Source organism: Aeromonas sp. ASNIH1 (assembly GCF_002934285.1).
Lineage (GTDB): Bacteria > Pseudomonadota > Gammaproteobacteria > Enterobacterales > Aeromonadaceae > Aeromonas > Aeromonas caviae.
On sequence record NZ_CP026228.1, the window covers coordinates 2,761,712 to 2,783,006 of the forward strand.

The window sequence follows — 21,295 nt, forward strand, 5'->3', positions numbered from 1 at the left end:
GCCCTGCGCTCGATCGGCCGGTCCTGACGCCCGCCATTTTCGACACCAAATTATTCCCAAAAATATTCAAGCCGGCCCGGCGCTACGGCTTCTTGCGCCTGCCGCCGGCGTTCTTGCCCGCAGAGCCTTCGATTTGCTTCCGTAGCTGGGCGTTTTCGTCTTCCAGCTCGGTGACACGCGTGTCGAGGCGCACGTTCTCGTGCTCGGCCTTGTCCAGCAGATCGGCCCCCATCGCGGCGTCCATGTGCTCGCGGCTGGCCATCTCACGCGCGGCGCCCAGCTGCTCGCGCAAGGTGTAGACCTCGCCCAGGTGCTCCTTCGCCTCGCCATTGGTGCGCTCGACCTGAATCTGCAATCCCTGCTTCTCCGCGCGTAGGACGGCCACCGCCTGCTGGTGCTCCTGCAGGTAGGTGCGCAGCTGCTGGGCGTCGTGCTCCAGCGTGCCGATGCGCGCTTCGAAGCCCTGCCGGTCACTCTGCCGCTGCGCGGCCGCCTTCTCCTGGAAGTGATCGAACTGGTGCCGGGCCTGCGCCAGCTGGTCGGTCAGCAGCCGGACCTCGGCCGCCCGGTCCGCCAGGCGCTGGGTGAGGCCGTCGTTCTCTGCCCGCAGGGCCGCGATCGCTACAGCGCCGTGCTGCCGCTCGTCGCGCTCGTGCGCGAGCGCCGCCTTCACCTCGGCCACTTCGGCAAGGAGCGTGTCCCGCTCGGCGCGCAGCTGGCGGCCGCCGGCGCGTTCCATCTCCAGCTGCTGACCGTCTTCTTGACGGGCCTTGTCGTGCGCGGCGCGCAACTGCTCAACCTGCGCCTGCGCGCCGGCCTCCAGACGCTGATACACACCCTTGACGGCTTCCAGCAGGTCGGCGGGCAGGCCGGCGCCGGCGGCGGCCGTCTCGCCTTGGTGCTGCGCTTTCCACTGCTTGAGCATGGGCGCGATGGTGCCCTTGCTGCCGGTGTCGCCAAGCGCGGCGCGGACGGTGTCCACGGTGGGGTTGGTGCCGGCGGCCGCCAGCTGGGTGGCGGCCTTGACCACCTGGGAGAAAAGAATGCCTGCGCGCGCCATGGTGGGCCTTTCGCGAAATTAAGTAACGTATTCCATAATACGTAATATCACGATATATTACGCTGTGTGTTTTTCGCCGTCACGCGCCAATTTACGCTTCGATAATGTTCGTTACAGCAGGCTATACCACCGGCGGCGTGCTATGCTGGCCGTAATCCCGTTATGAGCGCGCAATTGCGCGACGCCCGCCATGGCCACCACGCCCGCCGTCACCGATATGCCCGATACCGGGTCGGCACCGGCTATCCGTACCGCTGTTACGCCGCAGGACGACCACAACCACGCCGCGCGGCACCGCGTCTTTCTGGCTGCCGCCACGTCCGACAACACGCGCCAGGCGTACCGCTCCGCAGTTAAGCACTACCTGGACTGGGGCGGCGTGCTGCCGGCAAACGAGCCAGCCGTTATCCGCTATCTGGTGCGCTACGCCGACACGCTCAACCCACGCACCCTGGCGCTGCGCCTGACGGCGCTCTCGCAATGGCACGTCCACCAGGGCTTCGCCGATCCGGCCGCCACGCCGACTGTGCGCAAGACCTTGGCCGGGATCGCGCGCACCAATGGCCGCCCGAAGAAGAAGGCCAAGGCGCTGCCGATCGAAGATCTGGAGCTGATCGTGGCGAACCTGGCCAGCCTGGGCACGCTGAAGGCGGCGCGCGATAACGCGCTGCTGCAGGTGGGCTTCTTCGGGGGATTCCGGCGCAGCGAGCTGGTGGGCATCAAGGTCGACCACATCACCTGGGAAGCGCAGGGGATCACGCTCACGCTGCCACGCTCGAAGACGGATCAGACCGGCGAGGGCGTGGCCAAGGCGATCCCCTACAGCGCTGGGCCGTGCTGCCCAGCGACGGCGTTGCGGACATGGCTGGACGCTGCCGGCGTGGCCAGCGGCCCGGTCTTCCGGTCGATCAGCAAGTGGGGCGTGGTGGGCGCCGATCGCCTGAATCCGGCCAGCGTCAACACCATCTTGGCCGGCGCCGCCCAGCTGGCCAAGCTCGGCTACGTGCCGGAACTGTCCAGCCACAGCCTGCGGCGCGGCATGGCCACCAGCGCGCATCGCGCCGGCGCCGAGTTTCGCGACATAAAGAAGCAAGGTGGTTGGCGCCACGACGGCACGGTTCAGGGCTATATTGAAGAAGCGGGGTTGTTCGAGGAGAATGCGGCGGGTAGTTTGTTGCGTTCGCGCACCAGGACCAGCGGCTGAACTGGCTGCGCGCCGGCGGCTGATCTCCGCTGGGATGCGTAAACTTACTATACAGGTATCGTAACTTTACCCATGCCGGCCTCTGGCCACCGGCTGACAGCGTCACACCCCAAGGGGAATGGCCGCATTTGAAATCAACGGCTTACGCGGTTCGACGGTAGCCAGAAGGGCTTAGCGCCCGATTTTTTCCGTTTTCCCTATTCGCCCCTAAATGAGCTGGGCTTTAACAGCGACTGGATCGAAAAGTGCCTGGCGCACGAGGACGGGCGTTCGTCGCGCGGCGTCTATAACAAGGCCGAGTATGAGGTGCAGCGTCGGCATATGATGCAGCAGTGGGCGGATACCGTTGACGCCTGGATCGATGGCCGGAAGTATGCCCCCGCGCTTTTGCCGCAAGCTATGCCCTTGATGGAACTGGATCCCGCCCTTTGACCGGGCGGGATTTACGCTTGGAAACATCAGGATGTTGGGCACGCCGGATCGGCGCAGCCCGCCGTGCCGTGAGCCAAGCCTCGACCTCGGCCAGGTCCCATACGATACAACGTGGCGAGAGCGCGAACCGGCGGGGAAACTCGCCACGCTGCTCCATTTCATAAATTGTGCTGTCGGCCATCGGTACCATCTCTCGCAACTGTTGCCGCCGGATTGTTCTCCGAATTTGTGTAGTTTCGATCTTTGCCATTCTCAATCTCCTTCATTGCTGAGGCGATTGAGAATGATAGATGGTGATAGTGAAAGCCCCTTCGAAACGCATTGCGGTGTTTTCGGGCTATAGCGTACACATCGGCGGGTTCTTCCTGACTGCTAGGAGCAGCATAGGGGCGAACAGGCGCTGATGGACAAGCTCGAAACGTGTGGGGCCTGCAACAACGCCGACGCCTGCGGTAGACACGACTCCCTTCAAAAAGTGGTTTGTCTACCAATCCACAGAAAAACACGACGAGTTGAAAGCGGCGTGTTTTCAGGGGGTTGAGAAGGAAGGAAAAGAGGCTGGCGATATTCGGTTTTTCGCTCTAGGTGCAGTATAGGTGCAGAGAGCGTCGGCTAGAATCGGCGGCAAATGTGCGGGTGTGGTGGAACTGGTAGACGCGCCGGATTCAAAATCCGCCGTTGCAAGACGTGTCGGTTCGAGTCCGACCCCGGGCACCATTTAAAACTCTTGTCTGGTCAACAAGATACGGCGTTTAGGCGCTGTCCTCTCTCGGAACAAACTGCGGTTGAAACTCTCAATAACGTGCAATTACGTGCAAGAGGTTTTAACCAGATGGCAAACGTTCAAAAAATATCCGGCAAACGTGGCACAAGCTACCGTGTCCAGTTCATGCGAAATGGTCGCCGTGTCGGTCAAACCTTCCCCCGCAAAAAAGATGCAGAAGCCTTTTTGGCTCAAATCACTGTATCTGACGATCTAGCCGATGCGCTAACAAACGTCACCTTATCAACAACGACCCTATCCCAAGCAATCCGCGATTACCTCGACCAGTACAATGGCCGAGACCCGAGTATCATCCAGCGCCTTACGTGGTGGGCTGAGCACCTTGGCACTAAGCCAGTTGGCCGAGTAACACGCCAGCAGGTAAAAGCCGCCCTGAATCAGTTGCAAGTGGAGGGGAAACAACCAGCTACCCTCAACCGTTACCGCAGCGCGTTATCTAGCGTCTTTGTTTGGTTTAACGACAAGCACGACACCAAGCACAACCCCGCCCGTGAAGTTCGCCAGCAGAGCGAAGATAACGCTCGCACCCGTTTCTTGTCTGATGATGAATTGCCGCGACTACTGGCCGCAGCCAAAGCCAGCAAATGGGATCGCCTGCACTTGCTGATCTCGATGGCAATCTTTACAGGCGCTCGCCGCAGTGAGCTGATCGGCCTGCAATGGTCAGATGTTGATCTCAAGGCCAGAACAGCCCACCTGCACCATACAAAGAACGGCACCCAGCGAGTGCTGACCCTTCCCCCGTCCCTTGTTCAAGAGCTGATGAAGTTTCGGCAAGTGGGCAATGCCTACCTATTCCCACACCCCAGCAAATTGAATGCCCCCTTTGAGCACTTTGATTCATTCTGGCAAGCCTGCCGTGACGAAGCCGGAATAACAGATTTCCACTTTCACGACCTGCGGCACAGTTGCGCCAGCCTGCTTGCCAAGAATGGGGCCTCTCTATTGGAGATCGCCCAAGTGCTAGGCCATAAATCAATCACCATGACCCAGCGTTACAGCCATCTTTGCAACGGTCATAAGCAGTCATTGACTGATCGTGTATTCGGGGCAATTGCTTTGTGATTTGCCTCAGTAGACCTTTGCACTACAGGATAAAACCTACCGACAAGGACATTTGAGCATGAGTGACACAGAAGACACAAAAGAAGCGATTCTCGAGCGCTTGGAGCAAGCGCGTATCAATGCAAAAGCGCTAAAGCACCCATTCCCACCTCAGGAGGTCATAGAGGATTTGGTTGATCGGTTAGCTCATTTCCACCCCCACTTAAAAGATGAGCGGTCAAGGACAAACCAAGGAGAGCGGGAGAACACTATCCGAAAGGGGATCAAGGCCGTTACTGCGGAGGTTGAGAAGCTAAGGGGGACACTGGGTAACTTTGAGGAAAAATATCCAGACGCCGCAGATGATGCTCGTTTCAATGTGAACGCTCGTTTTAACCTTGCGCTAGGTGAGACCACACTGTCCGAACTACTGAAGGCTGTAGAGACGGGACTTATCCTCACGTCTCGAAAGTACACATACCAGTCCAGTGATTTCGAGGTGATCCGGATTATCGAAAATACGTGGCTCAACGGACGTGACAACGGCGAACGACTTAAGGCGACTAGCACCAATGACGGGCCGTTCATCTGCTTTTTGGCGGCTGTGCTCGGCGTGAGCAACATCAGGGCTAGAGAGCTGTGGCGCGACTTCAGAAAGGCTCGATCTAATGCTATCGAACGGACTGGCGCGCGGGGCCTTGAGCGCCAGCAGGGGTGACAAAACAGGTAAAAAAGAGCATTTCATCACCCCGCCCCTAACTGGCCTTTGCTGCATATTAGTCCGCACACGACCGCAGAAGACCAGAGAGAGCAAATGATGATTAATCAGACTGATTTAATAGCCGAAGCGTCCGACCTCACCCACTGGGTGCCGAGTCGGGAGCTTCCAAAAATGTATCCACAATTCACTGCCTCGCAAATGAAGGCACTGCTCTGGAAGCGTCAAGAACACGTTGGATTGTCGCGATGCTGCCGGATGGTCGGGGCGAGGCTTTACGTCAACACCAAGTTGTTAGGCTATTGGCTAGCTGGTGCGTTACCTGAACAGCAGGCAACGGATTAGTAAGTCGATATAAAACCAACTACGGCAAGGCATTGAAAGAATGCAGTGCAACGCTACATGGAATCCCAAAGAAAATGCCCCAAGACGCGAATCAAGAGGCATAGAAATCTAACGACTGGCCCGACAGTTTGGCGACCAAAGGCCAGTCAAAGACAAGGAAATCATAGCCCATGAGTGACCAAGAACCAATCAAAAATCGGTTCGTGCTGGATGTGATGGCCGCTAATAAATCCCGAGTAGCCCATCACAGGCCCTACGCCATTCCACCTATCAAGCAAGATCGGAAAGCTGCAATCATAGTGGCATGCGAATATTTTGGATTAGGAGTGTATACCAATGGGGGCTTGGAATGACCGCCGCGACAGATGCCCCATCCAAGACAGTGGATAGACCATTCCTTCGCTTTGCCGATCTTACTGATCATCGAGTTATTGTCCTACACACAGGAGAGCTGGCGAATCGCGATGCCAATGTGAGGGCGACCTTGCAACGTGTTCACAATGAAGTTTTGTTAGCAGATAACCCGATAGATCCAGAAGTGGAACCAGAACAGACGCTATTTGTCAGCACGGGCCAGCTTGGCGAAATAATCAAGATATACAAGGTTGCTGATTCGGACTCAACAAAGCGAATCATCGTGCATCAAAAAGGGGCATTGGCCGTCGATAAGGCGAAGCGGTTGATTTGCGAGCTACGCAAACAGGCTCCGAGCGCTGAGATCTATTTGGGGAGGCATGGTAATAATGCGCAGCCGTGGGGCTTGGTGGATGTGGTCGATCTAGAGCAAAGTATCCAGCAATCAGAAGAGCGAATGACTACGCGATTGCCATTAGTGAGGGGGTTCACTGGCTTTGATGCCCAAGCCAGCTACCTGATCAAGGGTTACCTACCCGCACAGTGCGCGGCCTCAATCTATGGCCCTAGTGGCTCGTTTAAATCATTTCTGGCTGTGTCGTGGGCTTGCCATATCGCCACTGGCAAGCCTTGGAATGGATGCAAGGTTGAGCATGGCGCAGTGCTCTATGTCGTCGGCGAAGGGGGCGTTGGTGTCCCTCGACGAATCCGTGCGTGGACTGACGAATACAACGGCTGTCAGGACGTTCCAAACGTCTATCGCGTAGATATGCCCGTTTTTATGGCTGACCCGCTACAAGTGGCAGAACTTAAGATTGCAGCCGCACAGGTGAGGCAGGAAACCGGATTGCCCGTAAAGTTAATCGTGATCGACACTGTAGCCCGTTGCTTTGGTGGTGCGGATGAGAACCGAGCGGCTGACATGGGCGCTTTCATTGCTGGTTGCGATACCGTTAAGGCCGACACGGGCGCGACGATGTTGATGGTTCATCACACCGGAAAGGACGTTGCTAACGGGGCCCGTGGTAGCAGCGCATTTAAGGCCGCGCTTGATGCTGAGTTCTTTGTTAGTCGTGAAGGTGATAGAGCGCAGAGCATGATTCTACGCGCTACCAAAATGAAGGATGGGGAGCCACCGCAGGATCTGGCCTTTGACCTGAAGAGTCGCATTGTCACGTATGATGATGAGGGGGACGAGGTAACATCATTGGTTGTCCATGACATTGGCAGGGAGCCGCAAGATCCAGAAGCTGACGGCCTGAGCCCGACATCAAAGGCGCTATTTCAGGCGGTGAAGAAAGCCTCTGGCGAAGACGGAACAACCACGAAAGACAAGGTGAGAAAGGTGTTTCAGGACATGTTTGTTGACGGCAAAAAGCCAAACATGAGCAATTTTGCACGATACCTAAAAACGCTGGACGGTCATGGTCTGATAACTATTTCCGGTGACGAGGTGAGGTTGGTAACACTGGACGATGCAATTGACGAATAGCTGACGAGTCGTGACTAGATGGGTTGAAGATAGCCTACTCGTCGTCATGGAGGTTGCCTAGACGACGAGCTTGACGACGAGTTGACAGAATACCTCTGTAACCCGCATGGCATAAGGATTTGCGGGTTTTTTGCTATTTTTGGCCTGACGAGCTGCTCGTCATTGGGTCTTTGACGAATAGTTGACGAGTTCATGACGAGAGAGCGACAGGGCATTACTCATATCACGGCTGTTGCATAGGTGACGAGCTTGATGATGAGCCATTGTGTGCTTAGTACTGTATGAGTCATGGCAATCTGATAATGTTATCGGGTTCATTGTGTATTTTTTAACAAGGATTATGTATGAATTTTAAACTTGGACTCTTAGTAATTCCCTTTTTTGTTTTTGGGTGTGCCTCACCTAAATTTAATTACGTACCAAGTTCGCAGTCATTTACCATACCTGAGCTTGGCAAAGTGATAAAAATTGGAATCGGTGAGAATCTATTATCTCAAGGCGTCAGTAGTTCAGTAGATGTCATAAAGTTAAGTTATCAGCAAAGCATAGCCGCATATGAAATAACTCCAGGTGAATTCAATAAGGTTGGAGAGGATGACAAGTTTGAATACTACATGCCAACACCTGTTGATACATCTCAAGGCAAGATAATGAGGGGGTTAATGACATCATATCCTGACTACAGCGCATCAATTAGGATTGATAGAGCAACAAAGCAGGCCTGTATCATTTCTCCTGTGGACGTAACAGTTTGTGGGGATGTGAAATTTGAACGTGGAAGTGCATACAAACAGACCAATGCATCATTTCAACAAACCCTTATCTACAATGGTAAGGTCGGGGATGAGGTTAACTTTAGCTATCGTGAATTCAGTGGTGACCTTGCAAGGCCAGCGTTTAATTCTGACGTGAAATATGATCTCTCAAAATCTAATGTTGTCGGCTACAAAGGGGCAATGTTGGAAATTATAAAGGCTGATAATTTAGAAATTGAATATAAGGTTTTGAGAGGTTTTTCGAAATAATTTTTAAGTGGCTGACTTATAAATAACCAAAATAAATGGTGGGTATATGCCACCATTTATAATCATGGTGATGGTTCGTTATACTAAAAAGCAGCTATTGATATATGTGTCATATATGGCGTGCTTGCAAGGATTATTTGCATATTTTATCAAGAAGCTTTATTTGTTTTTTTGTACAGCGCTCAATTCTTTTATCCCAGTCTCCAGACCATCCTTCATTTTTAGCCTCATTACAGATTGCTATGACTTTTTGATAATCCGACAACTTTTCCATTATTATCGATAGCTGCTGATAACCTTTGTGAGATGGCAGGGTAATCCCCCCATTTTTAGGGGCATTCAAAAGTAGAGGTCATGCGGCCTGTGCCAGACGCTGTTTCGGCGTGTAGCCACCCAGCGCCATATTGGGCCGCTCATGGTTATAAACCCACAGCCAGTTCGTGGCAAACTCCTGTAGTTCATTCAGTGACTCAAACAGGTAATGGCCCAGCCAGTCGTAGCGCACCGTGCGGTTAAACCGTTCGATGTAGGCATTCTGCTGCGGATTTCCTGGCTGGATATAGCCCAGGGTTATCCCCTCCTGTTTCGCCCATCGCTTGAGCTCTTCGCTGATGTATTCCGGGCCATTGTCACATCGGATAATGGCGGGCTTACCTCGCCACGTGATCACCTGCTCCAGCGCCCGTTTGACTCGTGAGGCGGGTAAGGAGAAATCCACCTCGATGCACAGCGCTTCACGATTGAAGTCATCGATCACATTAAACAGCCGCACCGAGCGGCCATCGCTGAGCTGGTCATGCATAAAGTCCATCGACCAGCACTGATTAGGCTGGTCGGGAACCGCCAACGGCTCTGGCTTAGCCCGAACCAACCGTTTCCTGGGTTTTATCCGCAGATTGAGCTCCAGCGCCCGATAGATCCGGTATACCCGTTTGTGATTCCAGCCAAAGCCTTGGACGTTGCGCAGGTACAAAAAGCATAACCCGAAGCCCCAGTTGCGCTGGCTGGCCGTGATACGTAGCAGCCAATCGGCAATTTCCTGGTTTTCATCGACCAGCACGGGCTGATAGCGATAGCAGCTTTCACTGACCTTGAAGATCCGGCAAGCCAGACGGATGGATATGGCGTAGTGAGTCACGGCTTTGGTCGCCATCTCCCGGCGGGCAGATGGCGTTACCACTTTTTTGCCATGGCCTCGGTGATGATCTCTGCCTTGAGGCGCTCCTCGGCGTACATCTTCTTGAGGCGGCGGTTTTCGTCCTCCAGCTCCTTGAGTCGAGCCATGAGGGAGGCATCCATCCCCCCGAATTTGGAACGCCACTTGTAGAAGGTGGTCGTGCTTATGCCATGCTCGCGGCAGAGCTCCGGGACGGGAGCTCCAGCCTCAGCTTGTTTGAGGATGGCGATGATCTGGGTATCGCTAAAGCGTGATGTTTTCATGTAGAACCTCCTGCGTTCAAGGTACGGGAAAATTCTACTTATGAGCACCCTGGTTTTTCGGGGGGATTACCGCAGTGGCATACCGTATTCGGAGATTAAAATTCGCGATGCTTTTTTTGAAATAGATATTTGCTTGTTACATGATGTTATTGACGGTTCAAGGCCGATTACCTCCCTATGTTTATAATAAGTAATAATTTCATTTTGAAATAAAAAGTGGACATCAAGAATCGGTGTGCGTGAATTTATTAAGTTTTCAGCTTTAACAAATAACTTCTTGGCTAATTCAATATGCTCAATTTTATTTAACCAGCTAGCAATACTTCCAACTAGCTGTACCGCACTGCCGCTAGAGAAGCAGATGTTAGCTTCAATGATTTCATTTGGTGAAGAGCCCATGGGGTTGTATGTGGTTAAGATAATCTCCTTTTCTGCGGTTGTGATCTCATTTTGCCACCAATCTGACAGACCATGATATTCAATAACGCCTTTAACTTGAGTCATGTTATCAGCCTTAAAGTTGATATGTAGGAATCATGGAGAATGATGATAAGGCAGTACTTGTAAGTCTTGCAAGATTTTTCCATTTTGTGTGTCTACGTTAAAATTTAAAACTACTTTGACGATTATTTTTATAATTTACTGCTAATAAGGGCGACCATGGAAACTGAGTGCAACACCTGCAATGTTGCAAGGTTTTGCCATGGCTTATCAAGAAATCAGTATTGAAGAGAGCGTTACCATCAAGGTAGGCAGCTTAAATTACTTGAGTTTGCGGAGTTTGCGGAGTTTGCGGAGTTTGCGGAGTTTTCGGGAGTCACAATGGGACTGTGAAAATAAGCGGTAATAGGGCACGAAAAAATCGCTTGCTCGCTATAAAAACCTGACAAAACTTAACATTTTTCGCATCTGCGTTTAAGTGTACACCACATGGAGCCACCGTTTACGCACCGTTTATGCAATCTGGCACTATGTGTGTGGTTCAAGTAGGCAGCAGATAGGTATTCGGCCTAAGTGGTGATGTGCCGCTGTATCTCCGTGCAATTTCGTGCAACCCGCCCAAGACCAGCTAAAACCAAGCACAACCGAAAACCAGTTGAAATAAGGGTTTATGACCTGTACGATTTGCCTGAAACCGTAGTTTCGGGATTCAAAATCCGGTTCCGAGAGGAGTGTCGGTTCGATTCCGACCACCCGCACCACCTTTAATCTCAAGGTAAACCGACGGCCAAAAAGTTCGAATCTCACCCGGCTCGCCAGGCACTCCCTCGTGAACTCATCGATCACATTCAGCATGCGGAACCTCCGCCCGTTATGGGTGCGGTCCTCGACGAAGTCGTAGGACCAGACGTGGTTGGGATATTCCGGCCGCAGCCGAATGCAGGACCCATCGTTCAGCCACAAGCGGCCCTTCTTCGGCTGCCTGTACGGCACCTTGAGCCCCTCCCGCCGCCAGATCCGCTCGACGCGCTTCATATTCACCACCCAGCCCGCCCGGTGCAGCAAGGCCGTGATCCGACGATAACCATAGCGCCCATAGCGGGTGGCGAGTTCGACGATGTCGGCGGTCAGGGCCGCCTCCTCGGCTCGCGCCATCGGCATCTTGCGCTGTGTGGATCGATGTTGCCCCAGAACCCGGCACACCAGCCGCTCCGATACGCCGAGCTTGGCTCTGACGTGCTCGACACAGCGCCGGCGCCGGGCGGGGCTCAGAAGTTTCCCGACGCAGCTTCCTTCAGGATCAGCTTCTCCAGTGTCAGGTCAGACACCGCCTTGCGCAGCCGCTCGTTCTCCTTCTCGAGATCCTTCAGCCGCTTAACCTGGTCGCTCTTCAGGCCGCCAAATTCCTTGCGCCAGCGATAATAGGTGAATGCCGTCACCCCGATCGCCCGGATCGCCTCGGCTACCGGCCGTCCCTGCGACACCAAAACGTCGACCTGCCGAAGCTTCGAGACAATCTCTTCAGGCTTGTGCTTCTTCTGCGCCATCGCTCAATCCTCCAAAGGCTCGAAAGCCTAATTCAGGGAGGACCACTTTTCAGGGGGCAGACCAGTCGATGTCGCGCAGGTGAGCTTCATCGCGCCTATCATCGTGGATACGGCGCTCGGCGCGATCGACCGTCACATCGGCGAGTTCAAAGTGCTGGTTCACTGCAACCAGGGCCTCTCGCGGTCGCCCTCGATTGCGTTGCTTTATCTACTGAAACACACGGACGCGCTGGGGTCGCAAGATCCCGCTGCCGCACTGTTGGCGTTTCGGAGGCTCTACCCGCCGTACGCACCTGCTCAGGGCATGGCGGACTATGTGCGGCTGAATTGGGCGAAGTATTTGCAGGATGGCTAGCTCACTTTCGGAGCTGTTCCAAAGATGACCTTTCGGGAGCGGGAGCCGCGAGCCTACTTGTGACCGACTCGCGTGGAGTGTCCGCTTCCGGCACTGAACCCAAGTTCCGCTAGTGACTCGTTTCGGACCTTCAGCATGTCAGCTTCGCGTCCGCACGATAAGCTGACATGCCCGGGAGCTTCAGTCTTTTCTGGCGGAGTGCGCATTGCCCATCGGCCATATCCAGGTGTCCAACTCCGATGGCACGCAAACGCTGAAGCGGCAGCGCGACGCGGTGTTCGCGACCAACCTTTCCGGTCGATAACGTCCTGGTCATTTTGCCGAGCTTGCGGATTAGCCGCGAACCACCTGCTCAAGACCAGCCCCGGCGAGCCGGGCGGCGGCGAGCAGGCGATCGAGATCGTGCCCGTTGCGAGCGCTGGCGGACAGGCCGGCCATGACGGTGCTCATATAGTCGGTCACGCGCTCGGCCTGTTCGGGATGGCGCGCGGCGACGAAGCGATGGATCGCCTCCTCCGCCGCCGCAAGGAACGTTCCGGCCGCCTCGCGTGCCTCGCGGTCGGTGCAGCGCACACCCTCGATAACGAGGCACCCCGCCGCGTCCGGATCGGCGGCATAGCGCCGCGCCGCCGCTTCCAGCACCGCGACGAGGCATTCCGCGACCGGGCGATCGGCGTTCAGCAGATCGAACAGCGGGATCGCGCCGGTACCGGCATAGCGATCGAGAATGCGGCTGTAGAGCTCGGCCTTGCTGCCGAAGGCGGCATAGAAGCTGGGCGGGTTTATCCCGATCGCCTGAGTCAGGTGCGCGATGCTGACGGCATCATAGCCACGCGAATGGAACAGCCGCTGGGCGGTCGCGACCGCTTCGTCCGGGTCGAACAGGCGCGGTCTGCCGCGTGCGCGGGATAATTTTGTATGAACCACTACAAATACCTTGACGGGTGTTTCAAGTCGTTTATGTAGCGAGTCGTAAGTTATTGATCAAGGAAAGTCCGATGGGTGTGTTTGAGGCGAAATCCGTTCTCGTGCTGGGTGGCAGTCGGGGGATCGGCGCGGCGATCGTTCGGCGTTTTGTGGCAGATGGTGCGAAGGTGACCTTTACCTATTCCGGTTCGCCTGACGCGGCCCACGCGCTGGCGGCCGAAACGGGCAGCACCGCTGTCGAGACGGACAGCGCGGATCGCGACGCGGTGATCGCGCGCGTGAAGGACAGTGGCGCGCTCGACGTGCTGGTCGTCAATGCCGGAATCGGTGTTTTCGGCGATTCTCTGGAGCAGGATCCGGACGCAATCGACCGGCTGTTCCGGATCAATATCCACGCGCCCTATCATGCCTCGGTCGAGGCCGCGCGCCAGATGCCCCAGGGTGGCCGGATCATCGTCATCGGATCGGTGAACGGCGACCGGATGCCCGTTCCAGGCATGTCCTCCTACGCGCTCAGCAAGTCTGCGCTGCAAGGGATGGCGCGCGGGCTGGCACGCGACTTCGGGTCCCGCGGGATCACGATTAATGTGGTGCAGCCCGGCCCGATCGACACCGACGCCAATCCGGCGGACGGACCGATGAAGGAGCTGCTGCACAGCTTCATGGCGATCAAGCGCCACGGCCGGCCAGAGGAAGTCGCGGGCATGGTGGCGTACCTCGCCGGCCCGGAGGCGGGGTTCGTTACGGGCGCCATGCACACCATCGACGGCGCGTTCGGTGCCTGATCCGACCTCGCCCGCGCCGATGACCACCATCGGCATCATCGGCGCGGGCGAGGTCGGCAGCCAGATTGCCCGCGCCGCCATCGCCAACGGCTATCGGGTTGTCATCGCCAACTCGCGGGGGCCCGAAACCCTGGCCGGGCTGGTCGCGGAGCTCGGGCCGCCTGCCCGCGCCGCGACCGCTGCCGGTGCGGCGGAGGCGGGAGAATTCGTCGTGATCGCGGTCCCGCTCAAGCTGGTCAACGACATGCCCGTGGCGCAACTGGCGAACAAGATCGTGCTCGACACCAACAACTATATGCCGTGGCGCGACGGGCGCTATGCCCTCGTCGATACCGGCGCGAAGACCGAGCACGAACTGCGGCAGGACCAGCTGCCAACGTCCAAGGTCGCGAGGGCGTTCACGCATATCCAGGCACCGCGCCTGTTGCTGTCGGCGCGGCCCGCTGGCACGCCGGGGCGGCACGCGCTGTCGGTGTCGAGCGACTATCCCGAAGCGGTGGCGCTGGTCACGCGACTGTACGACCAGTTCGGCTTCGACACGGCGGACAACAGCCCGCTTAGCGAGTCCTGGCGGAGCGCTCCGGGTCAGCCCGCATGGCACGCGCACGACCATCAAACGCGTCCCGCGCTGATTGCGAACCTTGCCAAGGCGACACCGCTCCCACCGAGATAGGGCAGACTGCCTCTGCCCGACCACACCGCCCATGCCTACGAGGTCTTCGCCGTTCTCTCGCCCGCGCCGGCATCACGTTCATGTCGGCCTGCGCCTGCCGCGGTCGGTATCGCTGAGAGGGCAGCAGCGATCCGCGATCCCGCCGACAAGGCCTACGGTGTTCGACTGAAAGCGGGAGTCTGTGTGAAGAGCGGAATGTCGCCTTTCAGCCAAGTCGGTAATGACCGCTGCTGGCGCGAAGCCGAAATGCGCCGCCGATCGCCTGTCTTTCCACGCCATGGCCACCGATTATGCGACGGGCGCGCTGAAGGGGTGGGCGAGCTCGGTACGTAACGCTATTCTACGCCTGCCTTCGATCGCTCTTGCGGCCCTGCGCTGGCCAAGCCAACAGGATCGCACCGGATCGTAGCGTAGGGAAACATCGCACGCCAGCGCACAGTATCGCGCCATGGCGTAGGAAAAAGCGTGGCTCGCCGGAGTCGGTGAAAATGCGAACTTCGATCTGCCGATTCCCCTCAATCATATCCAAAGGCCCGCCGTCAAGATGCGCAAGCGTGATCGACTGAGAGCAGAAAGGATTGTCGCTGCCGGCGGGCCGATGCCGAATCTCCGAGAGCGCGCAGTGATGTTGGCGGAGAAGCTAGGCGAAGTCCGCACCCGTGATTTGACGGAGGTCGGCATTCCTCGGTGCTACTTAACAAGGATGTGCGAGGAAGGACTGTTGATCAAGGTTGGCTACGGGCGTTACCGCGCTGTTCCGCGGCGAGCCGCTTAACCGGAACGCTGCCGACCGTCAGTCCGAAGATGGGCCGAATAGGCGCACCGCGCTGTCGATGATCAGTTGGGGTCGCGGTTGGTGTAGTTGAGAGCAACCCAGGCGTATCCGACAGGGTTGCGGCGGACATGGCCGATTCCGGGGAACGCCGTATGGAGCATGGCAATCAAGGTCTCATTGCGCGCGAACTCGTCGAATGCTTCAGCGCGGAGCCGCATTAGAACTACGAACCATCACCGCTATCGATGACTTGCCGGACAGTCGGGTTCGCTTCAGGGAGCGCCAGTTCCGAAAAGTGCCGTCGGATATGATCCAGCTTGGGATCGATGTAGCGGCGGCAGAAGGGCCTGCTCGGGTCGGTTCGATAGTAGTTTTGGTAACGCTCGTCCGACGCTCTGAAACCTTTAAACGGGAGGACCAGGGTGTGCACCGCCTTGGCAGACGCGCCGGCGAAGCGGACGATCGCCTGTTCGGCCTCCGGCCGCTGGCTCTCTTCAAAGATGTAGATCGCGCTGCGGTACTTGCTGCGAGGCGAGCGGGCCCTGGCAGCGGAATGCGTTCTGAGATGCACCTCGGACAGCGTCGCCAACGGAATAACCGATGGATCGAAGGTGACGATCACCCCTTCTGACCAGGTATCTGCCGGCGCGTCCGACCGGACAAAGCCCTGGTCGACCTGGGCGACGCCGCGCAACGCCTGGAACACTCCCTCTGTGCACCAATGGCATCCCCCTCCAAAGCCGGCCTTCGCCATCATCACCTCCCACGCCGAGGCGTGAATCCTGACGTAGGTTTGCCCGGCAAAGCGCTAGCGGCTGATTTCGAAGAGGAACCACGCACGGCGCTCAGCCTCGTCCGTCCAGGCATCGATCAGGCCGGACGTCGCATTATCCTTCGCCTTGTCCGCGACGTCCTTTGCGCGGCGAAACGACTCGACCATGTGGAGATTGTCGGCGCGGAGCTCGCCCAGCATGTCCTGCGGTGTCACGAACTCAGCATCATTGTCCTTGATCGTCTGGTGGCGCGCGATATCGCCGATCGATCGAATGGTGGTGTTGCCCGTCTTTCGGGCGCGCTCGGCGATCGCATCGGTGACGGCGAGGATCTCTGCGGCCTGCTCATCAAGAAGCAGGTGATAGTCCCTGAAGTAGGGTCCGGAGACGTGCCAGTGGAAATTTTTTGTCTTCAGGTAAATCGCGTAGCTGTTCGCCAGAATGATCTTCAGAGCGTCGGCGACAGTCATCGCCGCGCATTCGTCAAGATCAGAAGGTGTCGGAAGGGCGGAGGCATTGTTGTTCGTCATCGCTTAGACTTTCTCAATCTGGCTACACGGGATCCAGCACCGATTCCCCCACGGATGGCGATGTATAGAAGATGAATTCATTGCCAGACGAAGTCCAATGGCCGGTGGCTATAGTTTCGATACCTTTGAGCGACATGCGCAGTCTTGGGGGGCCGGGCGTCGCAGGCGGACCGGTCGGCCGGGACCTCCACCTGCCCGTCAGGGGGCCGGTCGGAAATCCAGCACGAACGCGACGACCTTTTCGGCGGACATCTCGCACGGCTTCAGCAATGTTCTATCTGATGTAACGCGATAGAGGTTGAAGCTGACAATGTCGGTCCCGGCCAACTCCCTGGCGAACAGGCTGTTGCGACGTCCGTCACCGGATCGCCGGACAGTCACGCCGAAACGCCGGCCTTCGTAGGCGCCTTCGCTGTATCCCTCGGGAAGCTCCGCGAAGGCGGCATCGAACTCGGCATGCTCCATCTCAATCCAGTCGTCTTGATTCGACAGAAGCCCAAGGGTCCGAGGCCCTCGGCGCCAGTCCGCGGAGAAGGTCCGGGGCGGAGCCCTGTAGCCGACGCGGCCTGGGATGGGCGGAAAAGCCGTCCCGCGGGCGCTTGCACATGGCGCTGAGGCCGCCACCTGTCCGCCTGCTACGCAACCTCCACGCCTTTCCAGAAGGCGATATGATCCCGGATGCCCTCGGCGCCTGGCGTCGGATCTGGATAGGTCCAGGCTGCGTTCACGTTGAGCGCGTCTCCCACACGCACATGGAAGTAGCGCGCGGTGCCCTTGATCGGGCAGACGGACGTGTGCGGGCTCATCTCAAGCAGGCCAAAATCGACTGCCGACGGTGGGAAGTAGTGGTTTCCCTCGACGACGACCGTCTCGTTGCTTGTGGCGATGGTGGCGTCATTCCAGATAGCTGAGACCAACGGACTCTCCTTTCGTATTCATCAACCGGCACGGGGCTTGCGGGCTGTCTGCCCCAAGGCCGCACCCCCTCAGATGGCGGGCGGCGTGCGCCCCAGGAGTTTGTCGAGTTCGCCTCTGACATCGAGCTCGAAAAGCTCGTCGGAGCCACCGACATGCGTGCCGTTGATGAAGATCTGCGGCACGGTGTTTCGACCCGACGCTTCCGTCATGGCCTGCCGGTGAACCGGATCCGCCTCGATATCGAGTTCCTTCCATTGCACGCCCTTCTCCTCGAGGAGCATCTTCGCCCGGCGGCAGAACGGGCATCAGTTCGTGATGTACAGCAGCACATCAGTTGTCATATCGCGTCTCCGACAGTTGGAAGCGGATCGCTGTCATGGCGTTGATCTACCGTCAGCCGCGTTCGAGGAGGGCGACTGTGCCTTGACCGCCGTCGGCGCAGATGCTGACGATTGCGCGCGATCCGGGCGGCATGGCCCAAAGTTCCTTTACCGCCTGGCTGAGGTCGCGCGCGCCTGTAGCGCCGAACGGATGACCCAGGGCGACCGAGCCTCCATTGGGATTGACGCGGTCCCAGTCAAAATCGCCCATAGCCGCCTGGACACCGGCTGTCGCGCGCACCCACTCCCGATCGGTGATGGCCGCGACGTTCGCCAGGACCTGGGCTGCAAAGGCTTCGTGGATTTCCCAGAGTGCGATGTCGGAGAAGCTGAGTTGATGCCGCGCGAGCAGGCGCGGAATGCCATAGGAGGGCGCCATCAGCAGGCCCTCGGTGTGGAGATCGACGGCAGAGATCTCGTAGTCGACGAGCCGCGCGTAGGGGGTGCCCGCCGGGAGTCTCGCCACACCGGCTTCGGTAGCGACCCAACACCCGGCGGCTCCATCCGTAATCGGTGAGCTGTTGCCGGCGGTCAGGGTTCCCCTCCCGCTGTCGCGATCGAAGGCGGGCTTGAGTGCGGCCAGCCGTTCGGGCGACGTATCGGCGCGCGGGTTCGCATCGCGCGCCAGCTCAGGCAGCGAAATCACGAGATCGTCGAAGAAGCCACGTTCCCAACCAGCGACTGCCCGCTGGTGGCTCTTGAGCGCCCAATCATCCTGCGCGACGCGCGAGACCCGCCAAGCCTTGGCGGTCTCCTCCATATGATCACCCATCGTCCTTCCGGTGATCCGGTTTGCCCAGCCCTTTGTGGGGAGCACGTAGTCTCGTGGAGTCAGAGACTGGAGGGCGGCAAGCGCGGCGGTCGCATCCTGCGCAAAGAGGTCGGTGAGCCGCTTCGATGCATCGGCCGTCAGGGCGATTGACGGCCGGCTCATGACTTCGGACCCGCCGACCATGGTGAGGTCGGTTCCTCCGCCCAGCATCCCTGCCGCAGCGAAGGTCGCCGTCATGCTGGTCGAGCATGCCAGGACGACGGAGAACGCCGGAACAGTCGGATTGAGCTTGGCATCAAGCCAGGTTTCGCGAGCAATATTGCTCCAGCCCAAATTCGGGATCACGGTTCCCCAGACGAGGAGATCAGGCTCCGCCTGCGCCGCCATCGCCTGCACGACAGGCACGGACAGAGAGATGGCATCGTAGGCAGCCAACGCGCCTCCGCCGCGGCCGAAAGGCGTCCGAAGGCCAGCGGCAATGAAGACGGGTTCGGCAAAGCGGCTCATGATGATCTCCAAAATTAATCCGTGGGCTGCACGTCCACGATCGGCGGGACGCGAAGTAGCTTGCGCCGCTAGCCGCCGTATGTCAATGGCCATTAACACCGTAGCGCTCGGTTTTGACAATGGAGGGGTCCAGGCCGGCCAGCAGCGCGCCCTCGGTCGCGATGTTGACGAAACCGTTGGACCCGCAAACGAATACTTGTGTGGGCTTTCGGTGAAGCCGGGCCAGAACTTCTTGGACCATCACGCCGTCGATCCGTCGCGCAAAGTCCGATGCGCGGATCGGGTTCTCGCGCGTAATTGCCAGCGCCAAGGCGAATGCCGGATCGCTGCATTCGATGGAATGAAGCTCTTTTGAGAAGAGAACGTCTTCAGCGGTTCGTGCGGACAGGAGCAGCGCTGTCGGCACGACCTGGGCTAGTGCGCGGCGCTGCCGGATCATCGCCATCAACGGCACGAGGCCGGAGCCTGCCCCGATCAACAGCACTGGGTCTATGGCAGGTTCAGGCCATAGGAAATGGCCGCCGAGCGGACCACGAAGCTCGATTTCGTCTCCGATCGCCGCGACATCGTGGAAGAACGGCGAAACTTCGCCATCCGGCAGGCGCTCGATAGCGAGCTCGACCGTCGGGAACGAGATTGCCGAAGACGCAATCGAGTAACTCCGCATCGCACTGTAGCCACCGGGCGCGGTCAGCCGGACATCGACGTGCTGCCCTGCGATGTGCGCGAACGGTTTGCTCAACCGAAGGAAGAAGCTCTTGATACTCGGGGTTTGCTGGACGATTTCGTCGATCACGCATGACTGCCACGCGATTTGCGCGCCGTTTTCAGTCATTGGTGTAGCGCTGCTCGCGCCACGGATCGCCATAGATGTGATAGCCGCGCAGCTCCCAGAAGCCCGCCTCGTCACGCGTTGTGAATTGCAGCGCGTTCACCCATTTGGCGGACTTCCAGAAGTAAAGGTGCGGAACCAGAAGACGCGCCGGCCCTCCATGATCGCGGGGAAGCGGCTTGCCCGCATAGTTGAGGGCGACCATCGCTTTCCCGGAGAGCAGATCCGCCAGCGGGACGTTTGTCGAGTAATTATCGTAGCAGTGCGCCAAGACGAAATCGGTGGGCCGATCGAGCCCTGCATCTGCAAGGATGTCTTCGATGAGTACGCCCTCCCAGGCGGTATCCAGCTTGGACCAGGACGTGACGCAGTGAATGTCTCGGGTCATCTTGGTCTTCGGTAGGGCGTTGAACTCGCTCCAGTTCCACACTTTGACGGGCTTCGGACCGATCTTGACGGTGAATTTCCAATCGGAGGGCTCCACGCTCGGCGTTGGCCCGGCCGTCAGAACAGGGAAATTCTCCACGAGATGCTGACCCGGCGGTATCCGATCGGACTGGTCGCCGCCTGGACCGCGGCCTGTGAAACCTCTGGTGACCATAGCGAAACCCCCTTGCTTGTCACGACAGACCAGAACCTGATTCAGTTCAGAATTCTGTAAAAGATCTTTGCGCGCACAACCGCCGAACGAGCCAATTCACTGAAAATCAGAATACCGGATTCTCTATTAGCGTAGAGAAAAGTGTTGGACCATTTTGAGTCGTGGTTATGCGTGAAGACTATAGCGTCAGTCCAGTATGATTTCCCAATACCCTGTAGCTATAGTTTCGATAGCTTCGAATCGGCATTGCAGGCGTATCCCCGTCAGCGGATTTCGAGCGGACGCCGTCGCTTGCCAACGTTGGTGTGAGACCGGCGGGCGAGATCGCCCCTGCCAACGCGACCGCTGAGAGGTCGACTCCTCAACCGCTTGGGCGCTTATCGCCTCCATCCGGATGCTCACCCGCCGAACAGCAATAAACCGCTATTTTCGATAAACTTCTGAATCCGGCTCCGAGGTATGGAAACTATGTCGTACCGCTATTGGATATGTTGCGCGCATACCTTCATAGTCTGACACGCGAAATCTTTAAATCCTGAGTATATTTCGGAAGAAATTTCGATCTGATCGATAAGACTTCA

Annotated in this window: 23 protein-coding genes and 1 pseudogene; 9 read left to right on the top strand and 15 right to left on the bottom strand. The window is 57.6% G+C overall.

The genetic code is table 11. From position 1 onward, the window contains the following. Positions 1 to 82 precede the first annotated feature (82 nt). On the bottom strand, positions 83 to 1,060 hold the full coding sequence (locus C2U37_RS13500; RefSeq protein WP_103243981.1) for a DNA-binding protein: 978 nt from the start codon (positions 1,058 to 1,060) through the stop codon (positions 83 to 85). Between the two features lie 190 nt (positions 1,061 to 1,250). On the opposite strand from C2U37_RS13500, the gene C2U37_RS13505 reads away from it, so the two are divergent. Continuing rightward, positions 1,251 to 2,264, top strand: a complete 1,014-nt coding sequence (locus tag C2U37_RS13505; RefSeq protein WP_103243980.1) for a tyrosine-type recombinase/integrase — start codon at positions 1,251 to 1,253, stop codon at positions 2,262 to 2,264. A gap of 397 nt (positions 2,265 to 2,661) precedes the next feature. Here the strand turns inward: C2U37_RS13505 and C2U37_RS13515 are convergent, their stop codons facing one another. Further along, the gene (locus C2U37_RS13515; RefSeq protein ID WP_103243979.1) at positions 2,662 to 2,946 is read right to left on the bottom strand and encodes a helix-turn-helix transcriptional regulator; all 285 of its coding nucleotides are present in this window, start codon (positions 2,944 to 2,946) and stop codon (positions 2,662 to 2,664) included. A gap of 582 nt (positions 2,947 to 3,528) precedes the next feature. On the opposite strand from C2U37_RS13515, the gene C2U37_RS13520 reads away from it, so the two are divergent. From C2U37_RS13520 to C2U37_RS24635, 5 genes are all read left to right on the top strand, one after another. Next, on the top strand, positions 3,529 to 4,545 hold the full coding sequence (locus C2U37_RS13520) for a tyrosine-type recombinase/integrase (protein ID WP_103858632.1): 1,017 nt from the start codon (positions 3,529 to 3,531) through the stop codon (positions 4,543 to 4,545). A 58-nt stretch (positions 4,546 to 4,603) separates the two neighbouring features. Then, complete coding sequence (locus C2U37_RS13525) at positions 4,604 to 5,242, top strand: hypothetical protein (protein WP_103858633.1); 639 nt, start codon at positions 4,604 to 4,606, stop codon at positions 5,240 to 5,242. Positions 5,243 to 5,338: 96 nt separating this feature from the next. After that, positions 5,339 to 5,587, top strand: coding sequence for a hypothetical protein (locus tag C2U37_RS13530; RefSeq protein WP_199770445.1), 249 nt, complete (start codon positions 5,339 to 5,341; stop codon positions 5,585 to 5,587). Between the two features lie 349 nt (positions 5,588 to 5,936). Further along, a complete protein-coding gene (locus tag C2U37_RS13535; protein ID WP_199770446.1) occupies positions 5,937 to 7,433 on the top strand; it encodes a helicase RepA family protein in 1,497 nt (498 codons plus the stop codon). Positions 7,434 to 7,777: 344 nt separating this feature from the next. Then, positions 7,778 to 8,458 (top strand): hypothetical protein, encoded by a 681-nt coding sequence (locus C2U37_RS24635; RefSeq protein WP_158656250.1) that lies wholly within the window; start codon positions 7,778 to 7,780, stop codon positions 8,456 to 8,458. Between the two features lie 133 nt (positions 8,459 to 8,591). Here the strand turns inward: C2U37_RS24635 and C2U37_RS25085 are convergent, their stop codons facing one another. The 4 genes and pseudogenes from C2U37_RS25085 to C2U37_RS13545 form a co-directional block, all read right to left on the bottom strand. Next, entirely contained in the window at positions 8,592 to 8,801 is a 210-nt protein-coding gene (locus C2U37_RS25085) for a hypothetical protein (protein ID WP_233768390.1), read from the bottom strand. Between the two features lie 9 nt (positions 8,802 to 8,810). After that, positions 8,811 to 9,898 (bottom strand): IS3-like element ISKpn10 family transposase gene (locus C2U37_RS13540; protein WP_099368947.1). Its coding sequence is split into 2 segments (ribosomal slippage): positions 8,811 to 9,646 and positions 9,646 to 9,898, totalling 1,089 coding nucleotides; the frame shifts between segments, so codons are not numbered across the junction. 66 nt (positions 9,899 to 9,964) lie between these two features. Further along, positions 9,965 to 10,402 carry a hypothetical protein gene (locus C2U37_RS24640; protein WP_158656251.1) on the bottom strand — a complete coding sequence of 146 codons (438 nt, stop codon included), beginning with the start codon at positions 10,400 to 10,402 and terminating at the stop codon, positions 9,965 to 9,967. 729 nt (positions 10,403 to 11,131) lie between these two features. Continuing rightward, positions 11,132 to 11,886: pseudogene (locus tag C2U37_RS13545) on the bottom strand (IS3 family transposase); the annotation flags it as partial. Between the two features lie 79 nt (positions 11,887 to 11,965). On the opposite strand from C2U37_RS13545, the gene C2U37_RS13550 reads away from it, so the two are divergent. Next, complete coding sequence (locus tag C2U37_RS13550; protein WP_103243978.1) at positions 11,966 to 12,241, top strand: dual specificity protein phosphatase family protein; 276 nt, start codon at positions 11,966 to 11,968, stop codon at positions 12,239 to 12,241. 333 nt (positions 12,242 to 12,574) lie between these two features. On the opposite strand, the gene C2U37_RS13555 is transcribed toward C2U37_RS13550, so the two are convergent. Next, positions 12,575 to 13,168 (bottom strand): TetR/AcrR family transcriptional regulator, encoded by a 594-nt coding sequence (locus tag C2U37_RS13555; protein ID WP_018429645.1) that lies wholly within the window; start codon positions 13,166 to 13,168, stop codon positions 12,575 to 12,577. Between the two features lie 71 nt (positions 13,169 to 13,239). Here C2U37_RS13555 and bdcA point away from each other — a divergent pair, with 71 nt between their 5' ends. After that, positions 13,240 to 13,953, top strand: a complete 714-nt coding sequence (gene bdcA, locus C2U37_RS13560) for an SDR family oxidoreductase (RefSeq protein ID WP_026227545.1) — start codon at positions 13,240 to 13,242, stop codon at positions 13,951 to 13,953. Next, a complete protein-coding gene (locus C2U37_RS13565; protein ID WP_199416583.1) occupies positions 13,946 to 14,626 on the top strand; it encodes an NADPH-dependent F420 reductase in 681 nt (226 codons plus the stop codon). The genes bdcA and C2U37_RS13565 overlap by 8 nt, the downstream gene beginning before the upstream one ends. A gap of 998 nt (positions 14,627 to 15,624) precedes the next feature. Here the strand turns inward: C2U37_RS13565 and C2U37_RS13575 are convergent. The 8 genes from C2U37_RS13575 to C2U37_RS13610 all read right to left on the bottom strand — a co-directional run bounded on the left by C2U37_RS13575 (position 15,625) and on the right by C2U37_RS13610 (position 20,714). After that, a complete protein-coding gene (locus C2U37_RS13575) occupies positions 15,625 to 16,158 on the bottom strand; it encodes a peptide-methionine (S)-S-oxide reductase (protein ID WP_103243975.1) in 534 nt (177 codons plus the stop codon). Positions 16,159 to 16,209: 51 nt separating this feature from the next. Continuing rightward, complete coding sequence (locus C2U37_RS13580; protein WP_018429639.1) at positions 16,210 to 16,704, bottom strand: Dps family protein; 495 nt, start codon at positions 16,702 to 16,704, stop codon at positions 16,210 to 16,212. 198 nt (positions 16,705 to 16,902) lie between these two features. Continuing rightward, on the bottom strand, positions 16,903 to 17,169 hold the full coding sequence (locus C2U37_RS13585) for a hypothetical protein (protein WP_103243974.1): 267 nt from the start codon (positions 17,167 to 17,169) through the stop codon (positions 16,903 to 16,905). Positions 17,170 to 17,339: 170 nt separating this feature from the next. Continuing rightward, positions 17,340 to 17,621: a DUF427 domain-containing protein gene (locus C2U37_RS13590; RefSeq protein ID WP_046092728.1), complete on the bottom strand. Its 282-nt coding sequence runs from the start codon at positions 17,619 to 17,621 to the stop codon at positions 17,340 to 17,342. 69 nt (positions 17,622 to 17,690) lie between these two features. Then, the gene (locus C2U37_RS13595; protein ID WP_409050291.1) at positions 17,691 to 17,882 is read right to left on the bottom strand and encodes a glutaredoxin domain-containing protein; all 192 of its coding nucleotides are present in this window, start codon (positions 17,880 to 17,882) and stop codon (positions 17,691 to 17,693) included. 133 nt (positions 17,883 to 18,015) lie between these two features. Then, a complete protein-coding gene (locus C2U37_RS13600) occupies positions 18,016 to 19,281 on the bottom strand; it encodes a thiolase family protein (RefSeq protein WP_033982398.1) in 1,266 nt (421 codons plus the stop codon). 82 nt (positions 19,282 to 19,363) lie between these two features. After that, a complete protein-coding gene (locus C2U37_RS13605) occupies positions 19,364 to 20,116 on the bottom strand; it encodes a ferredoxin reductase (RefSeq protein WP_033982390.1) in 753 nt (250 codons plus the stop codon). Next, the gene (locus C2U37_RS13610) at positions 20,109 to 20,714 is read right to left on the bottom strand and encodes a sulfite oxidase-like oxidoreductase (protein ID WP_033982388.1); all 606 of its coding nucleotides are present in this window, start codon (positions 20,712 to 20,714) and stop codon (positions 20,109 to 20,111) included. Before C2U37_RS13610 ends, C2U37_RS13605 begins: the two co-directional genes overlap by 8 nt. Positions 20,715 to 21,295 lie beyond the last annotated feature (581 nt).